Consider the following 21,478-nt stretch of genomic DNA (forward strand, 5'->3'; position numbering starts at 1 on the left):
TGTTTGAATTCACGACTAAAGGTGACTCAGCGGTCGATTTCACGGCCAGCCGGGTTGCCCCGACTTACTCTATCCTCGGTGGAGTCTGCGTGCTCCATTGTACCAATCGTTCACACATACAGGGAAATAAAGCTGCCGTCTCTCTCGTCCCGTTTCGGTGGGTGTCGACGGTCCGTCGCTACTCGTCGACCAACTCGACGGTATCGCCCGGCTCGATGTCGGCTGCGGCCCCTGCCGGAAGTTCGATAATAGTGTCGGCGGTGTTTCGACCAAGGCCGATCCAGGAGCGAAGCCGCTTGACGGCGGTGACTTCGGTACCGACGAGCCAGACGGCGTCGATCGGGAACGGGACGAACACCATATGCAAATCCCGGTTGTCGGGCGTCTCGAACTGAAACACGAGGGCGTAGTCGTCTGGAATCGACCGCCGAAACATGAGTCCGCGGGCTCGGGACAGAAACGAGTCGGCGATCTCGATCTCGGTGGCGACTGTTCGCTCCTCGGGCGAGAGGTCGTCCGGCGGGCCGCGGCGGTGTACGAGGCGCACAGCGTCGGATTAGGCGGCCACTATTTATATATGGGGATCCCAGCGACCGTATGGAGCGAACGCCCGAGGGAACGCCCGTCGGTGTCGACGATCCCTACGAGATCGCTGGGGTCTGTGACCATCTCACCGACGACGGCCGGTGTCGGCTCGCACTCCAACACGCGGGTGTCGACCCCGAGTTCGCCGCCGAGCGGGCGGCCGACGAGTACGCCTGCCATGTCGGCGACAACGGCGAGTGGGCAGCGTGTCGACACTACCGGTCGACGACGACCGACCGAAAATGCGAGCGCTGCGGGCTCGAAGAAGTCCGCGTCGCTCACGACGAGCGTCGACCGCTGCTCGAAGAACACCATCTCTCGTATCCCGACGGCGAGGGAACGAGCCACGAGATCACGGTCTCGCTGTGTCGGTGGTGTCACGCCAAGGTCCACCAGTCGTTCGCACGCATCGACGACGATGCCGAACCGGACCCCGAAGCAGTCGCTGAACGGGAGACACGACGGGCGGCCGAACACGAGGAGTTCGGCTTTGATTCGGCCCGCAAGCGGTTCGAGGAGTAGGATCTGTTTGTCGACGCTTTCGGCAGAAGCGTAAACGGTAGTCGCCTCCTACTAGCCGTATGTCCGACGCTCACCTCGGCCACGTCCACCTAAAGGTCACTGACCTCGACCGCGCGGTCGAGTTTTATACTGGACTCCTGGACCTCGCGGTCACCGAGCGACACGCCAACTTCGCGTTCCTCTCGTTCGGTGATCACCACCACGACCTCGCGTTACAGGCCCACAAGGGAGCGTCCTCGCCGCCACCACAGAGCACCGGACTCTACCACGTCGCGTTCGAACTCGACTCGCTTGCGGCGGTCGGCGACGCCTACGAGTGGCTCGCCGACCGTGAAATCACGGTGAGTCCGGTCGACCACGGGATCAGTAAGGCGATCTACTTCGACGATCCCGACGGCAACGGTGTCGAACTCTACGTCGACACCCGCGAGACCGAGGACGGACGGTGGAACGGCGAAAACAGCCGGTTCGATCCGGCGAGACGTTAAAATAGGCTGTCGGTCGTTACCGCGCCGACGACGCTGAACACCGCCGCAACGCTCATCGCCCGAAAGGTGATGAAATGCCGATCGGGTGTCGAATAGTCACTGAGGAACAGATCCGGTGCGGTGATCGAAAAGGCGAGCATGGCGACCGAGCCGAAGGCGACGATCATCACCGAGATGAACCGGATCGGAATCCCGACGATGGCGGCCTCGCGTCTCGGATCGCGGTCGTTGTCGGCCCCATAGAGCCCGCCGTAGCCGATCGCCATGACGGCACTGACGAGAAACAGGCTGTGGAAGACGGTCATGTTCCGGGCGAGCAGCCACACCTCCTGGGTCACGACGAACGGCCCGGACAACAGAAAGCCGCCGACGATCTGCTGGGCGGTGTCCGCAAGCTCGTGTTTTCGGCGTTCTTTCATGATCGTTCCCTATCGGTTCAGGAGTTTACTTGTTCGGGTTCGATAGCTATCATATTGTAACGAACGACAGTTTCGGAACCGCCCACAAGTCACCGATGCTTTTAGGTACGAGGTCGAAACGGGGTGTAGAACCCGATGGACGAACGCGAGGCGCTCCGACTGCTCGGTTCCGATCTCTCCCACGCCGGTGACGACGCCGCTGTCGTCGGCTCGACGGCGATTACGACCGATATGCTCCACGAGTCGACCGACTTCCCCGCGGGGACCACTCGGTACACCGCTGGCTGGCGGTCGGTCGCGGCCTCGCTGTCGGATCTCGCGGCGATGGGGGCCGATCCGACCGCCGCCGTCGCCGCCTACGCCGACGAGGCGTTCATCGAGGCGGAGCTTCGGGCGTTCGTCGACGGCGCACGCGCAGTATGCGCGACTGTCGGCGCGGAGTACGTCGGCGGCGATCTCGACCATCACTCGGAGTTTACGGTGGCGACAACCGCCATCGGCAATGCCGATCGGCCGGTATTCCGGTCGGGCGCGAGCGCCGACGAACTGGTCTGTGTCACCGGTACCGTTGGCCGGAGCGCGGCGGCCCTCGCGCTGTTCGACCGCGGCGAGACTGATCGGGCCAACGAGCTGTTTCAGTTCACCCCACGCATCGCGGCGGGTCGGCAGCTGGCCGGACCCGCGACGGCGATGATGGACTCCAGCGACGGGTTGGCCCGCTCGCTCCACCAGCTCGCCGAGGCCAGCGACTGCGGCTTTGCGGTCGACGGCGACAGCGTCCCGGTCGACGAGGCCGTTGAATCGCTTGACATCGACCGCTGGGAGGCGGGCGTCCATTTCGGCGAGGATTTCGAACTCGTCTGTACACTGCCCGAAGCGGCGCTTTCGACTGTCGAGACCGACGTGCCGATCACGGTGATCGGTCGCGTCACCGACGCCGAAGCGGGTGTGACCGTCGATGGCGAGCCCTTGCCCGATCGCGGTTACACCCACTGAAGTCGTCGGACTCTATATTTCGCGCTGCGCTCAGCCCTGGATTTGGATCGGGACCAGCATGAAACACAGCAGGCCGATCCCGAAAGTCGCCAGCCCGACCAGGAGTCGCGGGAGGCCGATCGAACGCTCGTCGACCGGCTCGGCGGGGCCGTTGAACGCGATTACCAGCGCAACGCCGCCCCAGACCGCCCAGAGGATGACCGAATCGTTGAGCGACAGCTCCCGGACGTAGTAGAGATAGCCAGCGATCCCGAACAGCGCTGCCGGGACGAGGGCGGCAATCGTCTCCTGGCGCCGACCGACCATCGCCCGAACCATGTGGCCGCCGTCGAGCTGGCCGACCGGCATCAGATTCAAGAGGGTAAACAGCATCCCGACCCAGCCGCCGATGATCACCGGATGCGGATTGAGTGACGGGTCGCTGTAGCTCGCCTGCTCGCCGAGTAGGGAGGCAATAATATCGAGTAGGGGCGGATTATTGAAGACGACCGAGGTGCCGGACCCGCTCTGCTCGACGACTGCGGCTGGAACCTCTATCGGGCCTAGCGAGAGACCGACGGCCGTGACGACGACGGTCGCAACCAGCCCCGCAATCGGCCCGGCGACGCCGATATCGAACAGCGCTTTCCGGCTCGGTATCCGTCCGCGGATTCTGATTACCGCACCGAACGTGCCGAAATAGGTGGGAAACGGGATTACGTAGGGCAGCGAGACATCGACATCGTGGTATCGGCCCAGCGCGTAGTGACCGAGCTCGTGGGTCAGCAACACGCCGAGGACGGCGGCGGTAAACGGCCACGCCTCCAGGATCGACAGTGGATTCGAGCTGATCGCTCCGAGCGGCACGTAGTACCACACCGAGGCACCGACGAACAGCGTCGACAGCACCGTCGCAACGAGTAGCCCGATGTTGGTCCACGGAATGCCACCGCGTTCGTCGTCTTCGATCGGATCCGCAACGAGTGCGGTCCCCGGACTCCGCTCTGACTCTGCGAGTTTGAGCTCGTAGCCAGCCTCCTGGAACGCTGGCCACAGTTCGTCGAGCAGCCGACGCTCGGGGATCAGCGGCTCGCCGTAGTAGACGATCCGTCCATCCTGGATTCGAACGTCGGTGAGGCGGTACCACGTCTCCAGATCGTCGGGACGCGGCACGGTGGCCTCCGAGTCAGCCATCGGGTCCGCTACGTGGTCGACGGTGATAAACACCCGTCGTTAGCGCTGGCCTGTCAGAACATGCCCGGTGCTGTCGCTCCGGTGTTGTGGTCTCGAAGGAGTGTGGTGGGTCGTGGTAGCTGTTCCCGCGTCGGTTAGGCGGCGTCTACCGGCTCGACGTACCACGTCGTCGCACCGGTGTAGGACCACGGTTCGATCGAGAGATCGGTCGCCGACTCCTGGAGCCGGACGATCAGCGCACCGATCTCCTTCGGCGACAGCGCCACATCCTCGGCGATGAACTTACTTTTGAAGTAGCGGTCCCCGGCTGCTGCACGCTCACGCAGGTACTGTCGGAGGCGTTCGGCCTTCGGGTTCCCGTCGACTGGTTCGTGAGTAGTCTCGGTGGAGGGTGTGGTTGCGCTCATTGTGATCCTCGGTAGCCGCTTGTTCACCACATCTGTTATATAAACCAGATCGTTGCCCGGAATTCGGCCCGCTTCACCGCTCAAACGATCGTAAACCGATTCAAATCAGCCTTCTTCTAACGCTTCTTGAAACGTTTAAACGTTTTAAATCGGTTGCAGAAATTATATTTCTCACCCGTACTCAGAGAATTATACAACCCCATTTACGCGCCGATAAGGGGCCTCGGTGGACGAAACGGACCACGATTGTCGGCGATCAGCAGTAGTTCTCGACAGCGCGCGCGGTCACTCACCGCTCGTGGAGCCAGAACTCCTCGTCGGTGGTCGTCTCTTTTTTAAAAATAGGCACCTCGGCTTTGAGCCGATCGATTCCGTCTTCGACCGTGCGGAACGCCTCGCTCCGGTGGCCCGCCAGGACGACCACGAAGACGATGTCCTCGCCGTCGTTCATGCGGCCGACGCGATGGTGCAGCAACACCTCGAAGACGCCCTCGCGCTCGGTTAGGTCCTGGCTAATCGCGTCGAGCCGATCCTCGGCGACGCCCTCGTATTTCTCAAACGCGAGGTGTTCGGTTCGGTCGTCCTCGGGGCTGTCCTTCGCTCGCACGCGCCCGGTAAACGTCGCGATCGCCCCCGATCGGTCGGCCTTCGGTGAGGCCTTTGCCCGCTGAATGAGGGTTTCGAGCGTGATGTGCGGTTCCACGTCGTCGAGCTGATCGACGATCGATGCGATGTCAAGCCCATCGGCTGTCGGCGCGCTGGCGACGATCTCCGCCGAGGGTGGGGTTTCGGCATCGCCGATCACCACGGTCGGCAGCCGGTGGTGGGCCAGCCCCGCGACGATCGCGTAGTCGTACTCGGGAGCCAGCGAGTCCAGGAGACCCATCACCGACCGATCCGTTCCGCTGCCGGTCCACCGACCGTTGCCGTCGACCCGAAACGTGCCGTCGGCGTTCTCGTCGTCGGGCGCTGCTACCGATTCGACCGTGTGGTCGACCGTCGCCACCGGTCCTTCGCGGCTCTCGGCCACCCGATCGGCGAGTCCCTCCATCGCCGACCGGCTTCCATCGCCGATGATACAGAGCGTTTGCATGGCTCAAGGGGCGGCCCAGTCGCCCTTTAGTGTTGTAGTCGACTGCGGGGAGTTCCGCGGAGTACGTGCTTGACAACGCTTAAGGTCAACTCGGAGTTAGCCGACAGCAATGAGAGTCGTCATTTCGATCGGTGGAAGTATTCTCGCTCCGGAGCTCGATTCGAACCGCGTGGCCGCCCACGCCGAGGTCATCGAATCGCTGGCTGCCGAGGGCTGTGAGGTCGGTCTCGTCGTCGGTGGCGGCGGCGTCGCCCGCGACTACATTACGGCTGCACGGGACCTCGGTGCCAACGAGGTCCAACTTGACCAGCTCGGGATCGACGTCACCCGGATTAACGCCCGCCTACTTATATCGGCCCTCGGATCGGGCGTGAAACCCACTCCGGCGACCGACTACGATGCTGCGGGCGATGCCCTCCGGCGCGGCGATATCTCGGTGATGGGCGGGATCACCCCGGGCCAGACGACTGACGCGGTCGCCGCGGCGTTCGCCGAGTACGTCGGTGCCGATCTCCTGGTGTATGCGACCAGTACCGACGGTGTCTACGACGCCGACCCCAACGCCGACCCCGAGGCGATCAAATACACCACGATGTCGCCCGCCGAACTCGTCGACCTCATTGTTCCGATGAGCCGGGATGCCGGGGCGTCCGCGCCGGTCGATATTCTGGCGGCCAAACTCATCGAGCGCTCGGGAATGCGCACGGTCGTCCTGGATGGCTCGGAGCCCTCGAACGTCGAGTCGGCAGTGCTCCGCGGGGACCACACCGGTACCGACATCATCCCGCCGGGCAGCAGCGAACCCGCCCACTGGGTCGAGACCGAATGAGCGACGACAGCAGCGGCTCGCCGCACACGCTCGCAGCCGACGACGAGTCTACCCACCGGGACTTCTGGGCAGAGACCATCGCCGACGAGGTGGAAGCACGCGACCCGGACGAACCGATCGTCGTCAAGGGTGGCGTCTCGCCGTCGGGGGTCGCCCACCTCGGCAACGTCAACGAGATCATGCGGGGCTACTTCGTCGCCGAAGTCCTCCGGGACCGCGGCCACGAGGTCCGGCAGGTCTTTACGAGCGACGACAAGGACCCGCTCCGAAAACTCCCTCGCAAACTGGCCGACGCCGACGGACAGATCGTCGGGTTGGGCGAGGTCGACGCGGGCGCGCTCGGCCGGAACCTCGGCAAGCCCTACACCGCGATCCCCGACCCCTTCGGCGAGGCCGACTCGTATGCGGCCCACTTCGCGGCGCTCCTGGAGGCCGACGCCGACCGCCTCGGCGTCCCCATCGAGATGCACTCCAACACCGCATTGTACGCCGACGGCACCTTCGACCCCGTCGTCTCCCACGTCCTCGCGAACGCCGAGACGGCCCGCGACGTCCTCTCTGAGTATCAGGCCAAGGTCGACGTCGAGTACGTGCCCTTCAATCCGGTCTGCCAGGAGTGCGGCAAACTGACCGAGACGGTCACGAACATCGACCTCGATAGCGAAACCGTCGACTACGTCTGTACCGACATGGAGGTCGGCGACGAGACCATTGAGGGCTGCGGCCACGAGGGAACGGCCACTTTCCGCGAGGGGAAACTGCCGTGGCGCTTCGAGTGGCCCGGCCAGTGGCAGGTGCTGGGGGTCGATTTCGAGCCGTTCGGCAAGGACCACGCCGAGGGCTCGTGGCCATCCGGCGTCGATATCGCCGAAAACGTCCTGGATATCGAGCCACCGGTACCGATGGTCTACGAGTGGTTCACGCTCAACGGCGAGGCACTCTCCTCGTCGGCCGGAAACATCGTCACCGTTTCCGAACTGCTCGACCTGCTGGAGCCCGAAGTCATCCGCTACTTCTTCGCGCTCGACCCGAAGAAGGCCCGCGACCTCGATCTCTCGCGGCTCGACCAGTTAGTCGACGATTACGACCGGTTTGAACGGGCCTACTACGAGGGCGTCGACGACGAGTCTGTGACGGCGTTCGCCGAGGCGGCCTACCCGTACGTGGTCGATTCGGTGGCCGATGACCAGCCGATCCGCTTGCCCTACACCTTCGCGGCCGTCCTGGGGATGGTCGAGGAACGGGACCTCCGGATCAAACTCGCCACAGACGAGGGCCACATTCCGGCCGACGCCGACGAGGCGACCATCGAGGCCGCCCTCGCTCGCGTCGAGAAGGCCCGCAACTGGGCCGAGCGGATGGACAACGCCTACAACTACCGGCTCCAGACCGACCTCCCCGACACCGAGTTCGACGAGTCCGTTGAGTCAGCCCTCGACGCGCTGGCCGACTTCGTGGCAGCGGGCCACGACGGCGACGAAATTCAAGGCGAAATCTACGATACTGCCCGCGATCACGATATCGAGATCGGCGACCTGTTCGAGGCTGGCTACCGGCTCTTTTTCGACGAAACCCAGGGCCCCCGGCTCGGGGAGTTCCTCGGGGAGTTGGAAACCGAGTTCGTCGTCGGGCGGCTCCGCCGGGACCGCTGAGCCCCCAGCAGCTTTTATATTCTGGTACGGAAGGACAGCTATGAGCGAGGAGCGATCGCTAACCGAGTTTTCGTCGACCGATGCTGCCGAGAGCCACGCCGACGACAGTAGGGCTGACGACGGTGACAACGCCGAATCCATCGAACCGGCGACGGTCACCTACCGCTGGCGGTCCGAGGGCGCTGTCTGTGCTCAGTGCGGCGACTCCACCGAGAAACAGTGGCTCGACGACAGTGCGTTCGTCTGTCCCGACTGCAAAAGCTGGGCGTAGTCTGTGACTACTCCCTTTTCAGTCAGCGAAACCGCGTCGAGCCACGCTCGAAGCCCGCCGCCAGCGTCGACTCGTCGAGCGAGCAGACCGTCGGTCGGCCGTGGGGGCAGGCAAACGGCTGTTCACACTCGCCCAGCCGCTCCAGGAGCTGCTCGGCCTCGCCCGTCGTGAGCCGGTCGCCAGCCTTGAGCGAGGGATGGCAGGCCAGATCCGACAGCAACGCGTCCCGCCGGTCGTCGGGCTGGTGACCGGCAGCGAGCCGATCAAGCGTCTCGACGAGTGCGTCCGTCTCGGCGACCCGACCAAGCGGGGCCGGAAGTCCCGACACCCGAAGCGTCCCGCCGCCGAACGGTTCGACATCGAAGCCGAGGTCGGCCAGCAGGTCGGCGTGAGTCTCGGCGGCTGCCGCGGCCCCGGGGCCGACCGACACCGTCTCCGGCGGGTCGAGCGGCGCGGTCGGCACCCCTTCGTCGGCGACCGTCGCCCGGAGTCGTTCGTAGTTCACCCGCTCGTGGGCGGCGTGTTGGTCGACCACCAGCAGCTCGTCGCCGTCCTCACAGAGCAGGTAGAGATCCCGAAACGGGCCGATAACACGAACCTCGCCGAAGGGATCGGCTCGGTCGACGGCCCGGAGTTCGGTTTCGAGATCGGTTGCGGCGGCGTCGGTTCGTCGGATATCGGCGGTCGTCAGCGCCTCCGAGACCGCCCGCTCGACGGCCGTTTCTATCGCTTCGCGGGCAGTCAGACCGACCTCCTCCTTGGCGGGGTGGACGTTCGGATCGACCGTCCCGGCCGGTGGGTCGACGTCGATCGCGGCGACCGGGTATCGGTTGCCAGCGACCAGCGAGCCGTAGCCACTGAGTACGGCCTGCCGGAGCCCGGTGTCGGTGACCGGGCGGCCACCGACTGAGACGCGAACGTGTTCCCGCGTCGCGCGGGTCACCGACGGATAACAGCAGATCCCGTCTACCGAGAGATCGCCACCGGCTGCAAGGCTCGTCTCGTGGTGGATCGTCGTCGACCGACTGGCGGTTCCGGCATCGTAGACTCCAAGCAGGGCATCCTGGAGCCCGCTGCCACTTGCCGAAAGCGTCTCGGTGCCGTTGTGGGTCAGCGAAAACCGGACCGCCGGACGCGCCAGCGCATACCGGGCCACCAGCTCGCTGATCCGGCCGAACTCGGCGGCGGCTTCGGCCAGCGACTCACGGCGGGCGGGTCGATCGGCGAACAGATCGGTGACGGTGACGGTCGTCCCCTGTGCGCGCCCGGCGTTCGTGACCGTCACCTCGCCGTCTTCGATGCGGAGCTTCGTCCCGACGGCCTCGCCGTCGTTGGTCACGAGTTCGAGGGTCGCACAGTCGGCGATCGCTGCCAGCGCCTCCCCCCGGAAGCCGAGCGTCGACACACCGGTCAGATCGGCGGCCGTCTCGGCGGGGAGTTTGCTCGTGGCGTGACGTTCGACGGCACGTTCGGCGTCGGCCCGGGAGAGCCCACAGCCGTCGTCGGCGACCCGGATGCGCTCGGTGCCGTCGCCGTCGACCGTGATTTCGATGCGCCCGGCTCCGGCATCGAGGGCGTTGTCCAGGAGTTCGGCGACGACGCGGACCGGGCGGGTAATCACCTCGCCAGCGGCGATCCGGGCGACCGTGGCCTCGTCGAGTCGGTGAATCGTCGGCCTGTCCATCCGTTGGTCGACCGCAGTCGCCCGACGACTTTAGCCCCTTCGGGCCGGGTGACGGTGGATGGTAGTAGGCAGTGACTACCTATTCGCGAAGCTCCGACCGCAGTTCGTCCAGCGTGTTGAGCGCCTCCAGGGGCGTCATGCTCGCCACGTCGGCCGCCCGGAGCGCGACGGCGACCCGAACCATCGACTCCTCGTCGAGGGGGTCGTCGACCGCGGGGTCGGCCGCCCCGCCGAAGAACTCCTCGTCGGGGTAGGAGGCACGGTGGTCGGCCGCCTCGGCTTCCGAATCGGCTTCTTCGGCCCCCACATCGAGTTCCTCCTCGGGATACGAGGGGCGGTCGTTGTCGACCGCTCCGGTCTGTTCGTTCGCCGAATCGGTGGCCGTCCCCGATCCGTCCCGTTTCATCTCCGAGTGTGCATCCGGTGTCCTGTCGGTCGGCGTTTGGTCGGCAGTGGCTGTCGGCTGGCTCCCCGCCGATCCGCTCTCGGCTCGGCTGCCGTTGGCCGACTCGACGACCGACCGCGCGCGGTCGACGACCGTCTCGGGGACGCCAGCCATCCGGGCGACTTCGATCCCGTAGGATGCCGAGGAGGCACCCGGCGCAACCCGGTGGAGGAAGGTGACTTCGTCGCCCTCGCGGGTGGCCGCAAAGTGGCGGTTGACGACGCCCTCCCGCTCGTCGGCCAGCGCAGTGAGTCCGTGGTAGTGGGTCGCAAACAGCGTCGTCGCCCCGAGTTCGTCGTGGATGAACTCGGTGGTTGCTTGGGCGATCGCCAGCCCGTCGGCGGTGCTGGTCCCCCGGCCGACCTCATCGAGCAGCACGAGCGACTCTTCGGTCGCGTCGTGGAGGATCTCGGTGAGTTCGCTCATCTCACGCATGAACGTCGACTCCCCGCCAGCGATGTCGTCGCTTGCCCCGACGCGGGTGAAGATCCGGTCGAGCACCGGTAGTTCGGCGGCCTCGGCGGGAACGAAACTCCCGATCTGTGCCAGCAGGCAGGTGAGCGCGACCTGCCGCATATACGTCGATTTCCCGCTCATGTTGGGGCCGGTGATGATCGCCACCTCTCCCTGCGAGAGGTCGGCGTCGTTCGGGACAAACGACTCTTGGGTGGTTTCGACGACCGGATGCCGACCGCCTTCGATACTGATACCGCCGGTCTCGACCGACCCGTCGTGGAACTGCGGCCGGATGTAGTCGCCCGCGGCGGCGACCGTCGACAGCGCACAGACGGCGTCGAGTTCGGCGATGGCGGTCGCCAGTGCCTGTATCCGCTCGGTTTCGGCGGCAACTTCGCTTCGGACCTCGCAGAACAGTTCGTATTCGAGGCTGTCGGCGCGTTCGGCGGCCCCGAAGATCTCGTTTTCGCGCTCTTTGAGTTCCGGCGTGTAGAACCGCTCGGAATTCTTGAGGGTCTGGCGGCGCGTGTAGTCGTCGGGTACCTGATCGAGGTTCGGATTGGTGACCTCGATGTAGTAGCCGTGGACCTGGTTGTGGCCGACCGACAGCGAGTCGATCCCGGTCCGCTCGCGTTCGGCGGCCTCCAGCTCGGCGACCCACTGTCGACCCTCCCGTTCGGTGGTTCGCAGCTCGTCGAGGTCCGCGTCGAAACTCGGTTTGATGACGCCGCCCTCGGTGAGTTCAGTCGGCGGCTCGTCGACGATCGCGCTCTCGATCAGGTCGGCGATCTCCTGGAGGGGATCGAGCCGCTCGCGGTAGGGAGCCAGCGCATCGATCCCGTCGAGGGTCTCGACGAGGTCGGGGACGACCGACAGGGTGGCCTGGAGCGCCCGGAGGTCTCGCGCGTTGGCCCGGCCACGGGAGACCCGGCTGACGAGCCGTTCGAGATCGTAGGCATCGGCTAACCCGTCCTGAAGTTCGGCGCGTTCGACCGACGCCTCGACGAGCGCGTCGACGGCGTCGAGTCGGGTTTCGATCGCCCGACGCTCGACCAGTGGCCGACGGAGCCACCGTGTGAGACAGCGCCGCCCGAGTGCTGAGGCGCTTTCGTCGATCACGTCGAAAAGGGTGTCGCCAGCGCCCAACCCGCGGTTTTCGAACAGTTCCAGACTCCGGAGGGCGGCGGCGTCGAGTCGGAGGTGCTCTTGCTGCTCGTAGCGGCGGATACGGGAGACGTAGTCCAATGAGCCGTCGTCACCCTGGGTGTACTCGGCGTAGGCCAACACTGCCCCGCAGGCCCGGCGTTCGGCGTCGGTTGCGAGTCGACCGTCGGGGTCGACGTAGGCTGACAGGCAGTCGATGGCGGCCTCGTGGTCGAACAGCGTGCGGTCGACCTCGGTTTCCATCCAGCCGGTGGCCGCGTCGGCGGGCGTGACCGTTGGCGTCTCGGGAGCCACAAGCAGTTCCGAGGGTGCGATCCGGTCGAGTTCCTCCGCGAGCCCCGCGCGGTCGGCGACGCTCGTGACGAAACACTCGCCGGTCGAGACGTCGACAGCGGCGATTCCGAACCCTCCCTGCTGGCTTTCGACGGCGCTGGCGACGTAGTTCGTCGTGCCCGATGCCAGCAGTTCCTCCTCGACGACAGTGCCCGGGGTGATGACGCGGGTGACCGCCCGGTCGACCAGGCCGGTCGCGGCTTCGGCGTCCTCGACCTGGTCGGCGATGGCGACCCGGTAGTCGGCCTCTACCAGTCGCTCCAGATAGGAGCTGGCGTTGTCGATCGGGATTCCAGCCATCGGATAGGTGCCCGTCGAATCCTCCCGCTGTGTCAGCGTGACCTCACAGATACGGGCGACTACCTCGGCGGCCTCGCAGAACGCCTCGTAGAAGTCGCCGACCTGAAACAGCACGAGGGCCTCGTCGTGGGCCTCACACAGCTCCAGATACTGGCTCAGCATGGGAGTCAGCTCGTCTTCCTTTTCGGCCATCGTCGACGGCGGCCCGGTGGCGGTTGTCATTGGCAGTAGGCAGTACCCAAGCGACATAAACGCCTCGCTAATATCAAGAAATCGAGATATACTCGATTCTCGATACACCCTCTCGTTCGATGGTACGAGAACAACGTTTCTACCGAAGACTGTCACCGAGTGAGAACGGTTCGTAGCCTGTGACTACCACGAGTAGTGACCGCTGACCGGCTTCGAGCGGCCGGTCGACCCGCGAGTTCCCGACACTGTTTAATATGCCCGTCTTGTACGTCCGGACGTAATGTCGGAAGTCTGCTCGACGTGTGGATTGCCTGATGAACTCTGCGTCTGCGAGGACGTCGCCAAAGAGTCTCAACAGATCAACATCCGCATCGACGAGCGCCGCTATGGAAAAGAGGTAACGGTCATTGAAGGATTCGACCCGCGGGATGTGGACATGAGTAGTCTGTCCTCGGATCTCAAATCGAAGTTCGCCTGTGGAGGCACGATCGAGGACGACGCGATCGAACTCCAGGGGAACCACCGCGGCCGCGTGGAGGACTTCCTCCGCGACAAAGGCTTTACAGTCGCGTGACCAGCACCTAACGCCACACGTCGAGTGCCGCCGCTGATACTTTTCCCGAGCGACTGCCCTGATTCACATACATATCAGAAAGCCTGAAGAGCTATTGGTGCTCGGGTCGTTCGGTTCGGTATGCGAAGTCACGTCGCCGTACTAATCGCCGTGTTCCTCGTCGTTGGGTCGGCCGGAGTGCCGCTTGCTGCCGGGCTGCCGGGCGATGCCGTTGCCGCGACGGACTCGACGGCCGCTTCGGCACAGCTGACCGACGACGAGATACGGATGACGACCACGCTCGACCGGACGCCGGACCGGGTTGGCGAGATCACCGCGACAACCTCCTTTCGGTTCCCCGACCGCGTCACCGAGTTCACAGCCCGGCTTCCGGAGGGAGCCACCGTCACCGAAACCGACGGCTTCGACCGCGAGACGGCGAGCGACTACGCGTGGGACGAACGGACCGACCAGCCGTCGGTGACGTTTCGGGTCGACGCCGACAGGCTGACAGACCAGGAGGGACCGCTGGCCGAGGATGGCCGATACCTCTTTACCGAGACCGACGAGTGGGCGTTGGTCCAGATCCCGTCACTCGGCATCGAGTGGACCCGAACCGGATCACCCAGCGACGACCTCGAGTTCGTCCGTGAGACGACGGTTTCGGGACCCGGCGTGGCTGGCGACCGGATGGCGTTTCTCGGCCCCCACGAGGTCGAGACACACACCGCACACGGTCAGACGTTCCGACTCGTCGTCCCCGAGGCCGCCGACCTCGAACCGTCGAGTGAGGAGGTCTTCGACTCGTTGAGCCACGCTTCCGACCGGCTTCGTGTCGGCGACCGCGACCCCGAGGTGTTCGTGGTCGCCGCCCCGACCGAGTCGGTGTCGTGGGGCGTCCGCGGGCTCCAGGTCGGCGATTCGGATATGTGGGTCCAGGACAGCGAGGAGATGGAGCTGGCCACCAACGTCTGGCTCCACGAGTACGTCCACACCAGACAGTCGTTCGAAACGACCGACGAGACGCAGTGGCTCAGAGAGGCGACTGCGACCTACTACGGGGCCTCGTTGGCCCTCGAAGGCGGCCACGTCGACTTCGACCGCTTCCGGCGTGTACTCGACCGCGGCGAGGAGGCCCCGCAGTCGAACTCCGTGCTGAGCCAGCCCGACAGCTGGGAGAACAACGCCAACTACTGGAAGGGATCGCTCGTCGTCGGTGACACCGACCGGTCGATCCGGGCGGCCACCGACAGCGAGTCGAGTTTCGAGGCGGTGTTCCGTTCGCTCAACAGCCACGCCACCGACGCACGCGACGCCGACCCCGTAACCGCCGGTGATCTCGAAGCCTACCTCGGGGCGGCTGGCGGCAGCGAGGTGGCTGCCGCTTCGATGCGGTATGCAACCACCGACGCCGCGCCGACGATGTGGGACAGCCGAACCCACGGCGAGGTCTTCGGCCAGCTTCCGGCCCAGTTCCGATACTCCTTCGCGGCCGACGATCCGATCCGTGTTTCCGGCGACGACGGTTCGAGGTCCCTCAACGGCACGTCGGGAACGCTGACCGTCGGCGAGACGCTGACCGTCGAGATGGTCGCCGAAAACGTCGGCGGCACCGTCGGCGACTACGAACTCCTGTTCCGCGTCAATGAGAGTCAAACGACCGCAAGCGGGCGGCTTCGGCCGAACGAATCGTCGAGCCACCGGTTCGATCAGACGTTCTCCGAGCCAGGTCGCTATACGGTCTCTGTCGGCGACGAACAGCTCGATATTCGTGTGGTCGAACCCGATAGGGGACTCCAGGAGCCGATCGGTATCGAAACGCCTGGATTCGGTGTCGGAGGGGCTGTTAGTGCGCTCCTACTGTCGGGGCTCCTCGCGCGGCGACGGGCGTAGGCTGTGACTACCTATTTAAAAGCGTCCTGCCGATCGTTGGTAGACGTTGCTACGTACTTATAAAACCGATCAGCTGTCGAGAGCGAGGGACCGGCTGATCAAAACGGGGCTTCAGGCCCCTCGTCGGGGGCCGTCGACTCGGCCTCGATCTCCCCGTCCCACTCGGTCAGTCCGCCGTGCATACTCTCGACGCGGGCGGTGTCGGTACCCTCGTAGGAGCCGATCAGCCGGGCGGCCTGCACGCTGGCCTGTCCGTGCGGGCAGACGGTGACGATGTGGTCGGCGTCGGCCAGCGTCTCGACACGTTGTGGCAGCTGGTTGAACGGCACGTTCTCGCTGCCGGGGATGTGGCCCTGTCGGAAGGCAGCCGGTGACCGAATGTCGACGATCCGTGGCGGGTCGTCGGTCTCCAACAGCGTTTCGACCTCAGAGGGACTGATCTCGCCGTCCATACCTCTCCAACCCGGCGGCCTCAAATAAGTCCCTCGTCGTCCCGACGGTCATCCATACAGTTTGTTACGAAATTATAGACAGTTTGGTTAATATGAGATTAGACAGAACACTTATATGTTTATCGGCCGTTTGGGTTTCCGGAGTGGTTCCCATGTACGACAACATCCTCTACCCCACCGACGGAAGCAAAGGTGCCGCAGCGGTGCTGGACCACGCCCGCAACCTCGCCGAAACGTACGATGCGACGTTACACGTCCTGTTCGTCGTCGACGCCGATCACACCGAAACCGGGATGGTGGTCCGACGCGGGGAGGACGGCGACTGGAAAACAGGGATGGTAAAACGGGACACCGAACCGACCGATGGCAGGGGCCATATGATCCGTCACGAAGAGGAGATGCGAGAGTCGATCGAAGAACAGGGCCACCACCTGATACAGGAAACCGCCTCGTGGCTGGCCGATGAAGGCATCGAGACCGTGACTGCGGTCAGACACGGCGTCCCGGCCCAGACGATCACGGAGTACGCCGAGGAGAACGATATCGACCTCATCACGATGGGTACCCACGGCCGACGCGGTATCCGCCGCCGCCTGATCGGCAGCGTCACCGAAAAAGTCGTCAGGCTCTCCGAATCGCCGGTGATGACCGTTCGACTCATCGAAGACGAGTAGTCGGCCTCCCTCCAGGGTTTCGACCGGCAGTTTGCAGCGGCTGGTAAACGTGGCACCACTTTTATATAATTATTATACAAAATATACATGGAGTGGTTACAATGTACGATCACATTCTCTACCCCACCGACGGGAGCGAGGCAGCCGAGGTCGTCGAAAAACACGTCAAAAGCCTTGCAGACGCCTACGACGCCCGGATACACATCCTCTATGTCGTGGATTCAGATCACAACAAGTCGTCGATGACCCTCCAGCGCGACCAACACGGCAACTGGACGACAGGGATGTTCCGTCGAGACTCCGATGGCAATCGGGGCGGGATGTCGAAAGACAAAATCGACGTCCTGGAGCTCCTCGAACGGGAGGGCACCGAGCTCATCCAGGAGATCGCTGGCGAACTGAGTCAACAGGAGGGATACAAAACGGCGACAGCCTGCAAGCGGGGCAGACCGCACAAGGTGATCACCTCGTATGCCGCGGACAACGACATCGATCTGATCGTCATGGGGACCCACGGTCGAAGCGGGCTCAGCCGACAGCTGATCGGCAGTGTCACCGAGAAGGTGATCCGAACTGCCGACACTCCCGTCCTGACCGCCCGACAGTAAGGTGTCGCCCCTACAGCATCCCGTCTTTTTCAGCCAGCAGTACACCCTCGACAGTCGCGTCGTTCGTCGGTTCGCTCCGGGCGACTGTGGCCGCCTCCTCGACGGTGACGGCCCGCGGCCGCAGGAACTCGTTGGAATCGAGTTCCCGGTCGACCGGGGTGAGGTCCTCGGCGAAGACGAACCCACGGCGGTGTCGGAGTAGTCCCGTCGAACACCAGAAATCCTGGATGAGCGTGGTCTCGGCGGGTGCAAATCCGGTTTCCTCGCGGAGCTCACGAGCGGCCGCCTCGCGGAAGGACTCGCCCGGCTCGACGATGCCCGCCGGAAGCTCCAGTTGAGTCTCGCGGACGGTCGGCCGGTACTGCTCGACAAACAGCAGCTGACCGTCGGTCACCGCGACGATCACGACTGCGGGAGCGAGTTCGGCCCAGTAGTATTTTTTCTCGGAGCCGTCGGGCTGTTCGACCAGATCGTAGCCGCCGGTAAACCAGCCGGTTTCGTACTCGGTGACTGACTCGATTACCGGCCACTCGGGGTCGGCGAGTTCGGCGAGCGCGTGGTTACTCATCGGCGGCCTCCGAGACGACGTCGACGCTGTATCGCTGGCCGTCCCGCTCGACGATCACCCGCTCGCCGCCGTCGCGGGCGGCGTCGGGCTCCAACTGCTGGAGGGCGCTATGCTCGTCGAACGGCGTGTGCGTAAAGGCGTCCTTAAACCCGCCGAGGGCTCGCTGGTAGCCCGCCGAGCGGCCATCATCAGCGGACAGCGCAGTCGTGAGGTACGGGTACCGCCGTTCGCTGATCTCGGTGACGTTGACCGCGGTCCCGTCGTCGTCGGTCGCGCTGACTTCGAGATAATACTGCTCGCCCGAGCCGAGATAGCCGGGGAGGGCACCCAACGCCAGCAACACGAGTGCCACGACCCCGACGGCGACGAGCGCGTTCCGCATGATTCTGCGCATACCGTCGGTAGGGAGCGGCTCCGGATACGGATTTCGACAGCGGGTTTATTTTTCCGGCGTTCCCACCACCCACATGGAGTTCCGGTTCGAGGTGGCGCTCTGTGGCTGGCTCGAAACCCACACCGACTGGCTGGTCGCTCGCCAGCTCGGTGGCGCAGTCGCCTCACCCGGCAGCCGGATCGTCGACGTCTGCGGACTGAAACCCGGCCCCGAGTTCGACCAGCGAACCCGGATCACCAGCCGCGAGATCCCCCCACTGGCGATCGAAAGCAGCGCTGGCGCGGGCGAGGCCGTCTACTGGCGGGAGGCCTTCGACTGTTCCCCGGATCACGCTCGGAGCGTCATCGAGCGGGCGGTCGACTGCGGGTTTTTCGAGGTCGAACGCCGCAACGGTCGGCAGTACGTCCGACAGACAGCACGGTACCCAGACTGGTTCGGTGGCCTCGTCGGGATCGAAAACAAGCCCGATCTGTCGCAGCCGGGGGATCTCGACCGCCAACTCCGGCTTGACGTCTCGCTCGGACTGTTCGACGAGGTGATCCTCGCCACCGAGAGCTACGTCACGCGGGCCCATCTCAACCGACTCCCCGAGGCCGTCGGCGTCTGGCGGTTCGATCCCGACACCGGCGAGCAGAGGGTGGTTCGGGAGTCAACTCCGCTGTCGACCGAGGGGCCAGGTGTCGAACCCCAGACGAAACGGCCGCTCCGGACGGATATCGAGTTCGTCACGCCCGCCGAGAAGAGACGGAAACGCCGCCGGATCGCCGAGCGCGCCTACGGCAAGGGGTGGCGAACCTACGAGTTCCCCGGCTGTCGACACATGGAAGCGACCGACGACGGGCGACCCCGGTGTTCGTGGTTCGGCCGCGTGGTCGACCCCGTGGTCGCGTGTGGGGCAGACTGCGAGGGGTTCGACTCGGCCGCACCGCCCGCGGTCGACATGGAGACGTTGCGGGACCGCCGGAGTCCGTGGGTCGCCGATCCGGACGGAACGAGTCGGAGCCAAAGCGGGTTGGACCAGTTTTTGTGAGTACTCACGGGGAAATCAGCGGCTACTCGCGGCGTAGTCAGTGACTACCGGGTTCGATTCGCTCGTCGACATCGCCAGCGGCATACGAGAGGTCGACCGGGTGGTCCGTGTGACGGGCATGGGTTTCGGCCCAGCGTCTGGCCGGTCGCTCGTCGAGATAGGCCTCGGCGTCGGGACACTGCTGGCAGTCGACGAGCCACGGCGAGACGTCGTCCGGAAAGTGGCCCGTGTGGCGTTTGTGATCCAGGGCGAACTGTTCGAACGCCTGATTGCCGGCGTACAGCGTTTCGAGTTCGTAGGTCAGTTCCCAGTCTCGGTCACAGCGCGAACACGTGATCGTCGGCGTGTCGTCGACCGCGTCGACGGCCGAGGGTGTCACATCGATGTCGTCTGGCGAGGTCGGCACATCTCCTCCTACCTGCCCCGAGCATATGTATCTATTCACCCGGTATGGGGCGTCTACTCACACACAGCCGCGAAACTCCGCATCCCTTATGTGGACCGAGTCGTCCCATGTGCCGGACTCCGCGGTCAGGTCGTTGTGTCCCGATCCGCGAGCTGTCGGCCGCTGTGTGCTGTAGGTATTACGAAGCCATCTCGCCACAACGCCTGTTGGTGCGCTCGTGGATGAGTGGTGTGCGATGGCAATCCAACAGCTCCAACAGCACGACAGCGAGATGAGCGAGTGTATCGATAACTGCTCGGAGGCCGCCCAGGCCTGCGAGATGTGTGCGGATGCTTGCGCCGAGGAAGGCGAAGAGATGGCCCGGTGTCTCCGGCTCTGTCGGGACGTCGCCGATCTCGCCTCGATGCACGCCCGGTTTATGGCCCGTGAGTCCGAGTTCCACGCCGAGCAGGCCTCGCTGGTCGCCGACGCCGCCGAAGCCTGCCGCGATGAGTGTGCCCAACACGACATGGACCACTGCCAGACCTGCGCCGAGGTCCTGGAACCCTGTATCGAGAGCTGTCGGTCGATGGCAGCCTGAGGTGGCCCCATACGGACCGACTATCGACCGTGTAGCTGTCGACTAACAATTACCCCGGAGCCGGTTTGTCGGGGTAGGCGACGGTAGTGTAGCAGTATCACGCGGTCGATCCACGACCGTAACGCAGCGTGCAACTCCTGCCCGTCGCATTCTTTATTGTCATAAACGTCTCTCTGGTGCAGTCAATATCTGCAAGCCAAAAATAAAGACACACAGCTCAACACTGTGAGACCGGTAAGAATTGGCTGGGGAGGTGCGCCGTTTGTGTGCGGCCGAAGCCGCCACGAGATGGGTCGACACGGATTTGAACCGCGGACCTCCCGGTTATCAGCCGAGCGCTCAACCTAACTGAGCTATCGACCCTGAGTGGCGCATCTCTTCGTAGCGGTGGGTTCTGTTTAAGCGTTTCCTTTCCCCACCGTCACGTCACCCGGTTTCACAGTTCACACGCTCGTCGACACCCCACGAGACGGGCGCGCCGCTGGTTTCTGCTCGTCGTCCGAAAAACCCGCCCGCGCCTTACGAATCGGATCGGTGTTCGCCCGCGTCGTCCTCGTCGACCTGCTCGAAGTCGACGTCGACGATGTCGTCGTCGCCGCTGCCGTCCCGCGACTGCTGTGTCGTCTCCCCCTGTCCCATATCGAAGGGGTTCTCCCCGTTGCCCGCGGCCTGGTCGGGATCGGGGAAGCCAAAGGTCCAGACCTTTCCGCTGCCGAGGCCGCCGGTCTGTTTGTCGATGTAGGGGACGACCACCCAGCGCTTGAGCGCGACCCGGATCGGGAGCCGCGTCGGCGGCAACACAAGCAGGAAGCCGAGCAGGTCGGTGACGAGGCCAGGTGTGAGCAGGAAGGCTCCCGAGGCGATCAGCAGCCCGCCGTCGAGCAGCTCGTCGGTCGGCGGGGTGCCGGAGGCGAGCTTGCGCTGAAAGCTGGCCAAGGTAGAGCGTCCCTCCGCGCGGACGAGGATCATTCCGATGAGGCCGGTGAGGACGACCAGTGCGACCGTCTGGAGCCACGTCAGCAGCTCCATCCCGACGATGGCGACGAGGACGAAGGCATCGATCAGCGGGATGAGGAGCAACAGCGCGAGCAGATAGCGCGTTCGCATAGCTACTCGTTGATGGCGGCCGTCTATAACCTCTTTTGTCGACTGCGGCAATGCCGAGAGCCCAACAACAGCTATTCGGAACCGTCGGCTTCGAAACCGCACACCGCTCTATCAAAAATGAAATTCAGGAACGCACATTTATCTGGACAAACTTACTTCCCAGAGATAACGTCCGTAGAGCCGACGAACCTACGGACATTCACA

The 21,478-nt window shown here is 64.5% G+C and carries 24 protein-coding genes and 1 tRNA gene; 12 read left to right on the forward strand and 13 right to left on the reverse strand.

Annotated features, from left to right (window positions below; genetic code table 11):
* Positions 1-178: 178 nt before the first annotated feature.
* Entirely contained in the window at positions 179-547 is a 369-nt protein-coding gene (locus tag NO877_RS01655) for a DUF192 domain-containing protein (RefSeq protein ID WP_256394554.1), read from the reverse strand.
* 50 nt (positions 548-597) lie between these two features.
* Between NO877_RS01655 and NO877_RS01660 the strand changes: the two genes are divergently transcribed.
* Positions 598-1,107 carry a DUF7097 family protein gene (locus tag NO877_RS01660; RefSeq protein WP_256394555.1) on the forward strand — a complete coding sequence of 170 codons (510 nt, stop codon included), beginning with the start codon at positions 598-600 and terminating at the stop codon, positions 1,105-1,107.
* 59 nt (positions 1,108-1,166) lie between these two features.
* On the forward strand, positions 1,167-1,595 hold the full coding sequence (locus NO877_RS01665) for a VOC family protein (RefSeq protein ID WP_256394556.1): 429 nt from the start codon (positions 1,167-1,169) through the stop codon (positions 1,593-1,595).
* On the opposite strand, the gene NO877_RS01670 is transcribed toward NO877_RS01665, so the two are convergent.
* Positions 1,592-2,014 carry a DUF2391 family protein gene (locus tag NO877_RS01670; RefSeq protein WP_303646866.1) on the reverse strand — a complete coding sequence of 141 codons (423 nt, stop codon included), beginning with the start codon at positions 2,012-2,014 and terminating at the stop codon, positions 1,592-1,594. The genes NO877_RS01665 and NO877_RS01670 overlap by 4 nt on opposite strands.
* A 135-nt stretch (positions 2,015-2,149) precedes the next feature.
* On the opposite strand from NO877_RS01670, the gene thiL reads away from it, so the two are divergent.
* A complete protein-coding gene (gene thiL, locus NO877_RS01675; protein ID WP_256394557.1) occupies positions 2,150-3,010 on the forward strand; it encodes a thiamine-phosphate kinase in 861 nt (286 codons plus the stop codon).
* Between the two features lie 30 nt (positions 3,011-3,040).
* Here thiL and NO877_RS01680 read toward each other — a convergent pair whose 3' ends face one another.
* From NO877_RS01680 to NO877_RS01690, 3 genes are all read right to left on the reverse strand, one after another.
* On the reverse strand, positions 3,041-4,183 hold the full coding sequence (locus NO877_RS01680; protein ID WP_256394558.1) for a site-2 protease family protein: 1,143 nt from the start codon (positions 4,181-4,183) through the stop codon (positions 3,041-3,043).
* Between the two features lie 134 nt (positions 4,184-4,317).
* Positions 4,318-4,590, reverse strand: a complete 273-nt coding sequence (locus NO877_RS01685) for a DUF7123 family protein (RefSeq protein WP_256394559.1) — start codon at positions 4,588-4,590, stop codon at positions 4,318-4,320.
* Between the two features lie 289 nt (positions 4,591-4,879).
* Complete coding sequence (locus NO877_RS01690) at positions 4,880-5,683, reverse strand: molybdopterin synthase (protein WP_256394560.1); 804 nt, start codon at positions 5,681-5,683, stop codon at positions 4,880-4,882.
* A gap of 109 nt (positions 5,684-5,792) precedes the next feature.
* On the opposite strand from NO877_RS01690, the gene pyrH reads away from it, so the two are divergent.
* The 3 genes from pyrH to NO877_RS01705 are packed head-to-tail and all read left to right on the forward strand — an operon-like array spanning position 5,793 to position 8,435.
* On the forward strand, positions 5,793-6,512 hold the full coding sequence (gene pyrH / locus NO877_RS01695; protein WP_256394561.1) for a UMP kinase: 720 nt from the start codon (positions 5,793-5,795) through the stop codon (positions 6,510-6,512).
* The gene (gene lysS / locus NO877_RS01700) at positions 6,509-8,164 is read left to right on the forward strand and encodes a lysine--tRNA ligase (RefSeq protein WP_256394562.1); all 1,656 of its coding nucleotides are present in this window, start codon (positions 6,509-6,511) and stop codon (positions 8,162-8,164) included. The genes pyrH and lysS overlap by 4 nt, the downstream gene beginning before the upstream one ends.
* Positions 8,165-8,204: 40 nt before the next feature.
* On the forward strand, positions 8,205-8,435 hold the full coding sequence (locus NO877_RS01705) for a DUF7573 domain-containing protein (RefSeq protein ID WP_256394563.1): 231 nt from the start codon (positions 8,205-8,207) through the stop codon (positions 8,433-8,435).
* A gap of 22 nt (positions 8,436-8,457) precedes the next feature.
* Here NO877_RS01705 and mutL read toward each other — a convergent pair whose 3' ends face one another.
* Positions 8,458-10,119: a DNA mismatch repair endonuclease MutL gene (gene mutL, locus NO877_RS01710; protein ID WP_256394564.1), complete on the reverse strand. Its 1,662-nt coding sequence runs from the start codon at positions 10,117-10,119 to the stop codon at positions 8,458-8,460.
* 79 nt (positions 10,120-10,198) lie between these two features.
* Positions 10,199-13,039, reverse strand: coding sequence for a DNA mismatch repair protein MutS (gene mutS, locus NO877_RS01715; protein ID WP_256394565.1), 2,841 nt, complete (start codon positions 13,037-13,039; stop codon positions 10,199-10,201).
* Positions 13,040-13,289: 250 nt separating this feature from the next.
* On the opposite strand from mutS, the gene yciH reads away from it, so the two are divergent.
* Positions 13,290-13,583 (forward strand): stress response translation initiation inhibitor YciH, encoded by a 294-nt coding sequence (gene yciH, locus NO877_RS01720; RefSeq protein WP_256394566.1) that lies wholly within the window; start codon positions 13,290-13,292, stop codon positions 13,581-13,583.
* 120 nt (positions 13,584-13,703) lie between these two features.
* Positions 13,704-15,455: a M61 metallopeptidase family protein gene (locus NO877_RS01725; protein ID WP_256394567.1), complete on the forward strand. Its 1,752-nt coding sequence runs from the start codon at positions 13,704-13,706 to the stop codon at positions 15,453-15,455.
* Positions 15,456-15,553: 98 nt separating this feature from the next.
* Here NO877_RS01725 and NO877_RS01730 read toward each other — a convergent pair whose 3' ends face one another.
* Complete coding sequence (locus NO877_RS01730) at positions 15,554-15,907, reverse strand: rhodanese-like domain-containing protein (protein WP_256394568.1); 354 nt, start codon at positions 15,905-15,907, stop codon at positions 15,554-15,556.
* Positions 15,908-16,059: 152 nt separating this feature from the next.
* On the opposite strand from NO877_RS01730, the gene NO877_RS01735 reads away from it, so the two are divergent.
* Complete coding sequence (locus NO877_RS01735; RefSeq protein ID WP_256394569.1) at positions 16,060-16,581, forward strand: universal stress protein; 522 nt, start codon at positions 16,060-16,062, stop codon at positions 16,579-16,581.
* A 101-nt stretch (positions 16,582-16,682) separates the two neighbouring features.
* Positions 16,683-17,189, forward strand: coding sequence for a universal stress protein (locus NO877_RS01740; protein ID WP_256394570.1), 507 nt, complete (start codon positions 16,683-16,685; stop codon positions 17,187-17,189).
* 10 nt (positions 17,190-17,199) lie between these two features.
* Here NO877_RS01740 and NO877_RS01745 read toward each other — a convergent pair whose 3' ends face one another.
* Entirely contained in the window at positions 17,200-17,757 is a 558-nt protein-coding gene (locus NO877_RS01745; protein ID WP_256394571.1) for an NUDIX hydrolase, read from the reverse strand.
* Complete coding sequence (locus tag NO877_RS01750) at positions 17,750-18,151, reverse strand: hypothetical protein (RefSeq protein ID WP_256394572.1); 402 nt, start codon at positions 18,149-18,151, stop codon at positions 17,750-17,752. The genes NO877_RS01745 and NO877_RS01750 overlap by 8 nt, the downstream gene beginning before the upstream one ends.
* Before the next feature lie 73 nt (positions 18,152-18,224).
* On the opposite strand from NO877_RS01750, the gene NO877_RS01755 reads away from it, so the two are divergent.
* Positions 18,225-19,181: a DUF5787 family protein gene (locus tag NO877_RS01755; protein WP_256394573.1), complete on the forward strand. Its 957-nt coding sequence runs from the start codon at positions 18,225-18,227 to the stop codon at positions 19,179-19,181.
* Between the two features lie 37 nt (positions 19,182-19,218).
* On the opposite strand, the gene NO877_RS01760 is transcribed toward NO877_RS01755, so the two are convergent.
* The gene (locus tag NO877_RS01760) at positions 19,219-19,587 is read right to left on the reverse strand and encodes a DUF8062 family protein (protein WP_256394574.1); all 369 of its coding nucleotides are present in this window, start codon (positions 19,585-19,587) and stop codon (positions 19,219-19,221) included.
* 235 nt (positions 19,588-19,822) lie between these two features.
* Here NO877_RS01760 and NO877_RS01765 point away from each other — a divergent pair, with 235 nt between their 5' ends.
* On the forward strand, positions 19,823-20,167 hold the full coding sequence (locus NO877_RS01765; protein ID WP_256394575.1) for a four-helix bundle copper-binding protein: 345 nt from the start codon (positions 19,823-19,825) through the stop codon (positions 20,165-20,167).
* Between the two features lie 289 nt (positions 20,168-20,456).
* Here NO877_RS01765 and NO877_RS01770 read toward each other — a convergent pair.
* Both NO877_RS01770 and NO877_RS01775 read right to left on the reverse strand, forming a co-directional pair.
* Positions 20,457-20,530 (reverse strand) — tRNA-Ile (locus NO877_RS01770).
* 156 nt (positions 20,531-20,686) lie between these two features.
* Entirely contained in the window at positions 20,687-21,274 is a 588-nt protein-coding gene (locus NO877_RS01775) for an FxsA family protein (RefSeq protein ID WP_256394576.1), read from the reverse strand.
* Positions 21,275-21,478: the final 204 nt, after the last annotated feature.

Origin of the sequence: Halohasta litorea (assembly GCF_024494645.1) — an archaeon.
In the GTDB taxonomy this organism is placed as follows: domain Archaea; phylum Halobacteriota; class Halobacteria; order Halobacteriales; family Haloferacaceae; genus Halohasta; species Halohasta litorea.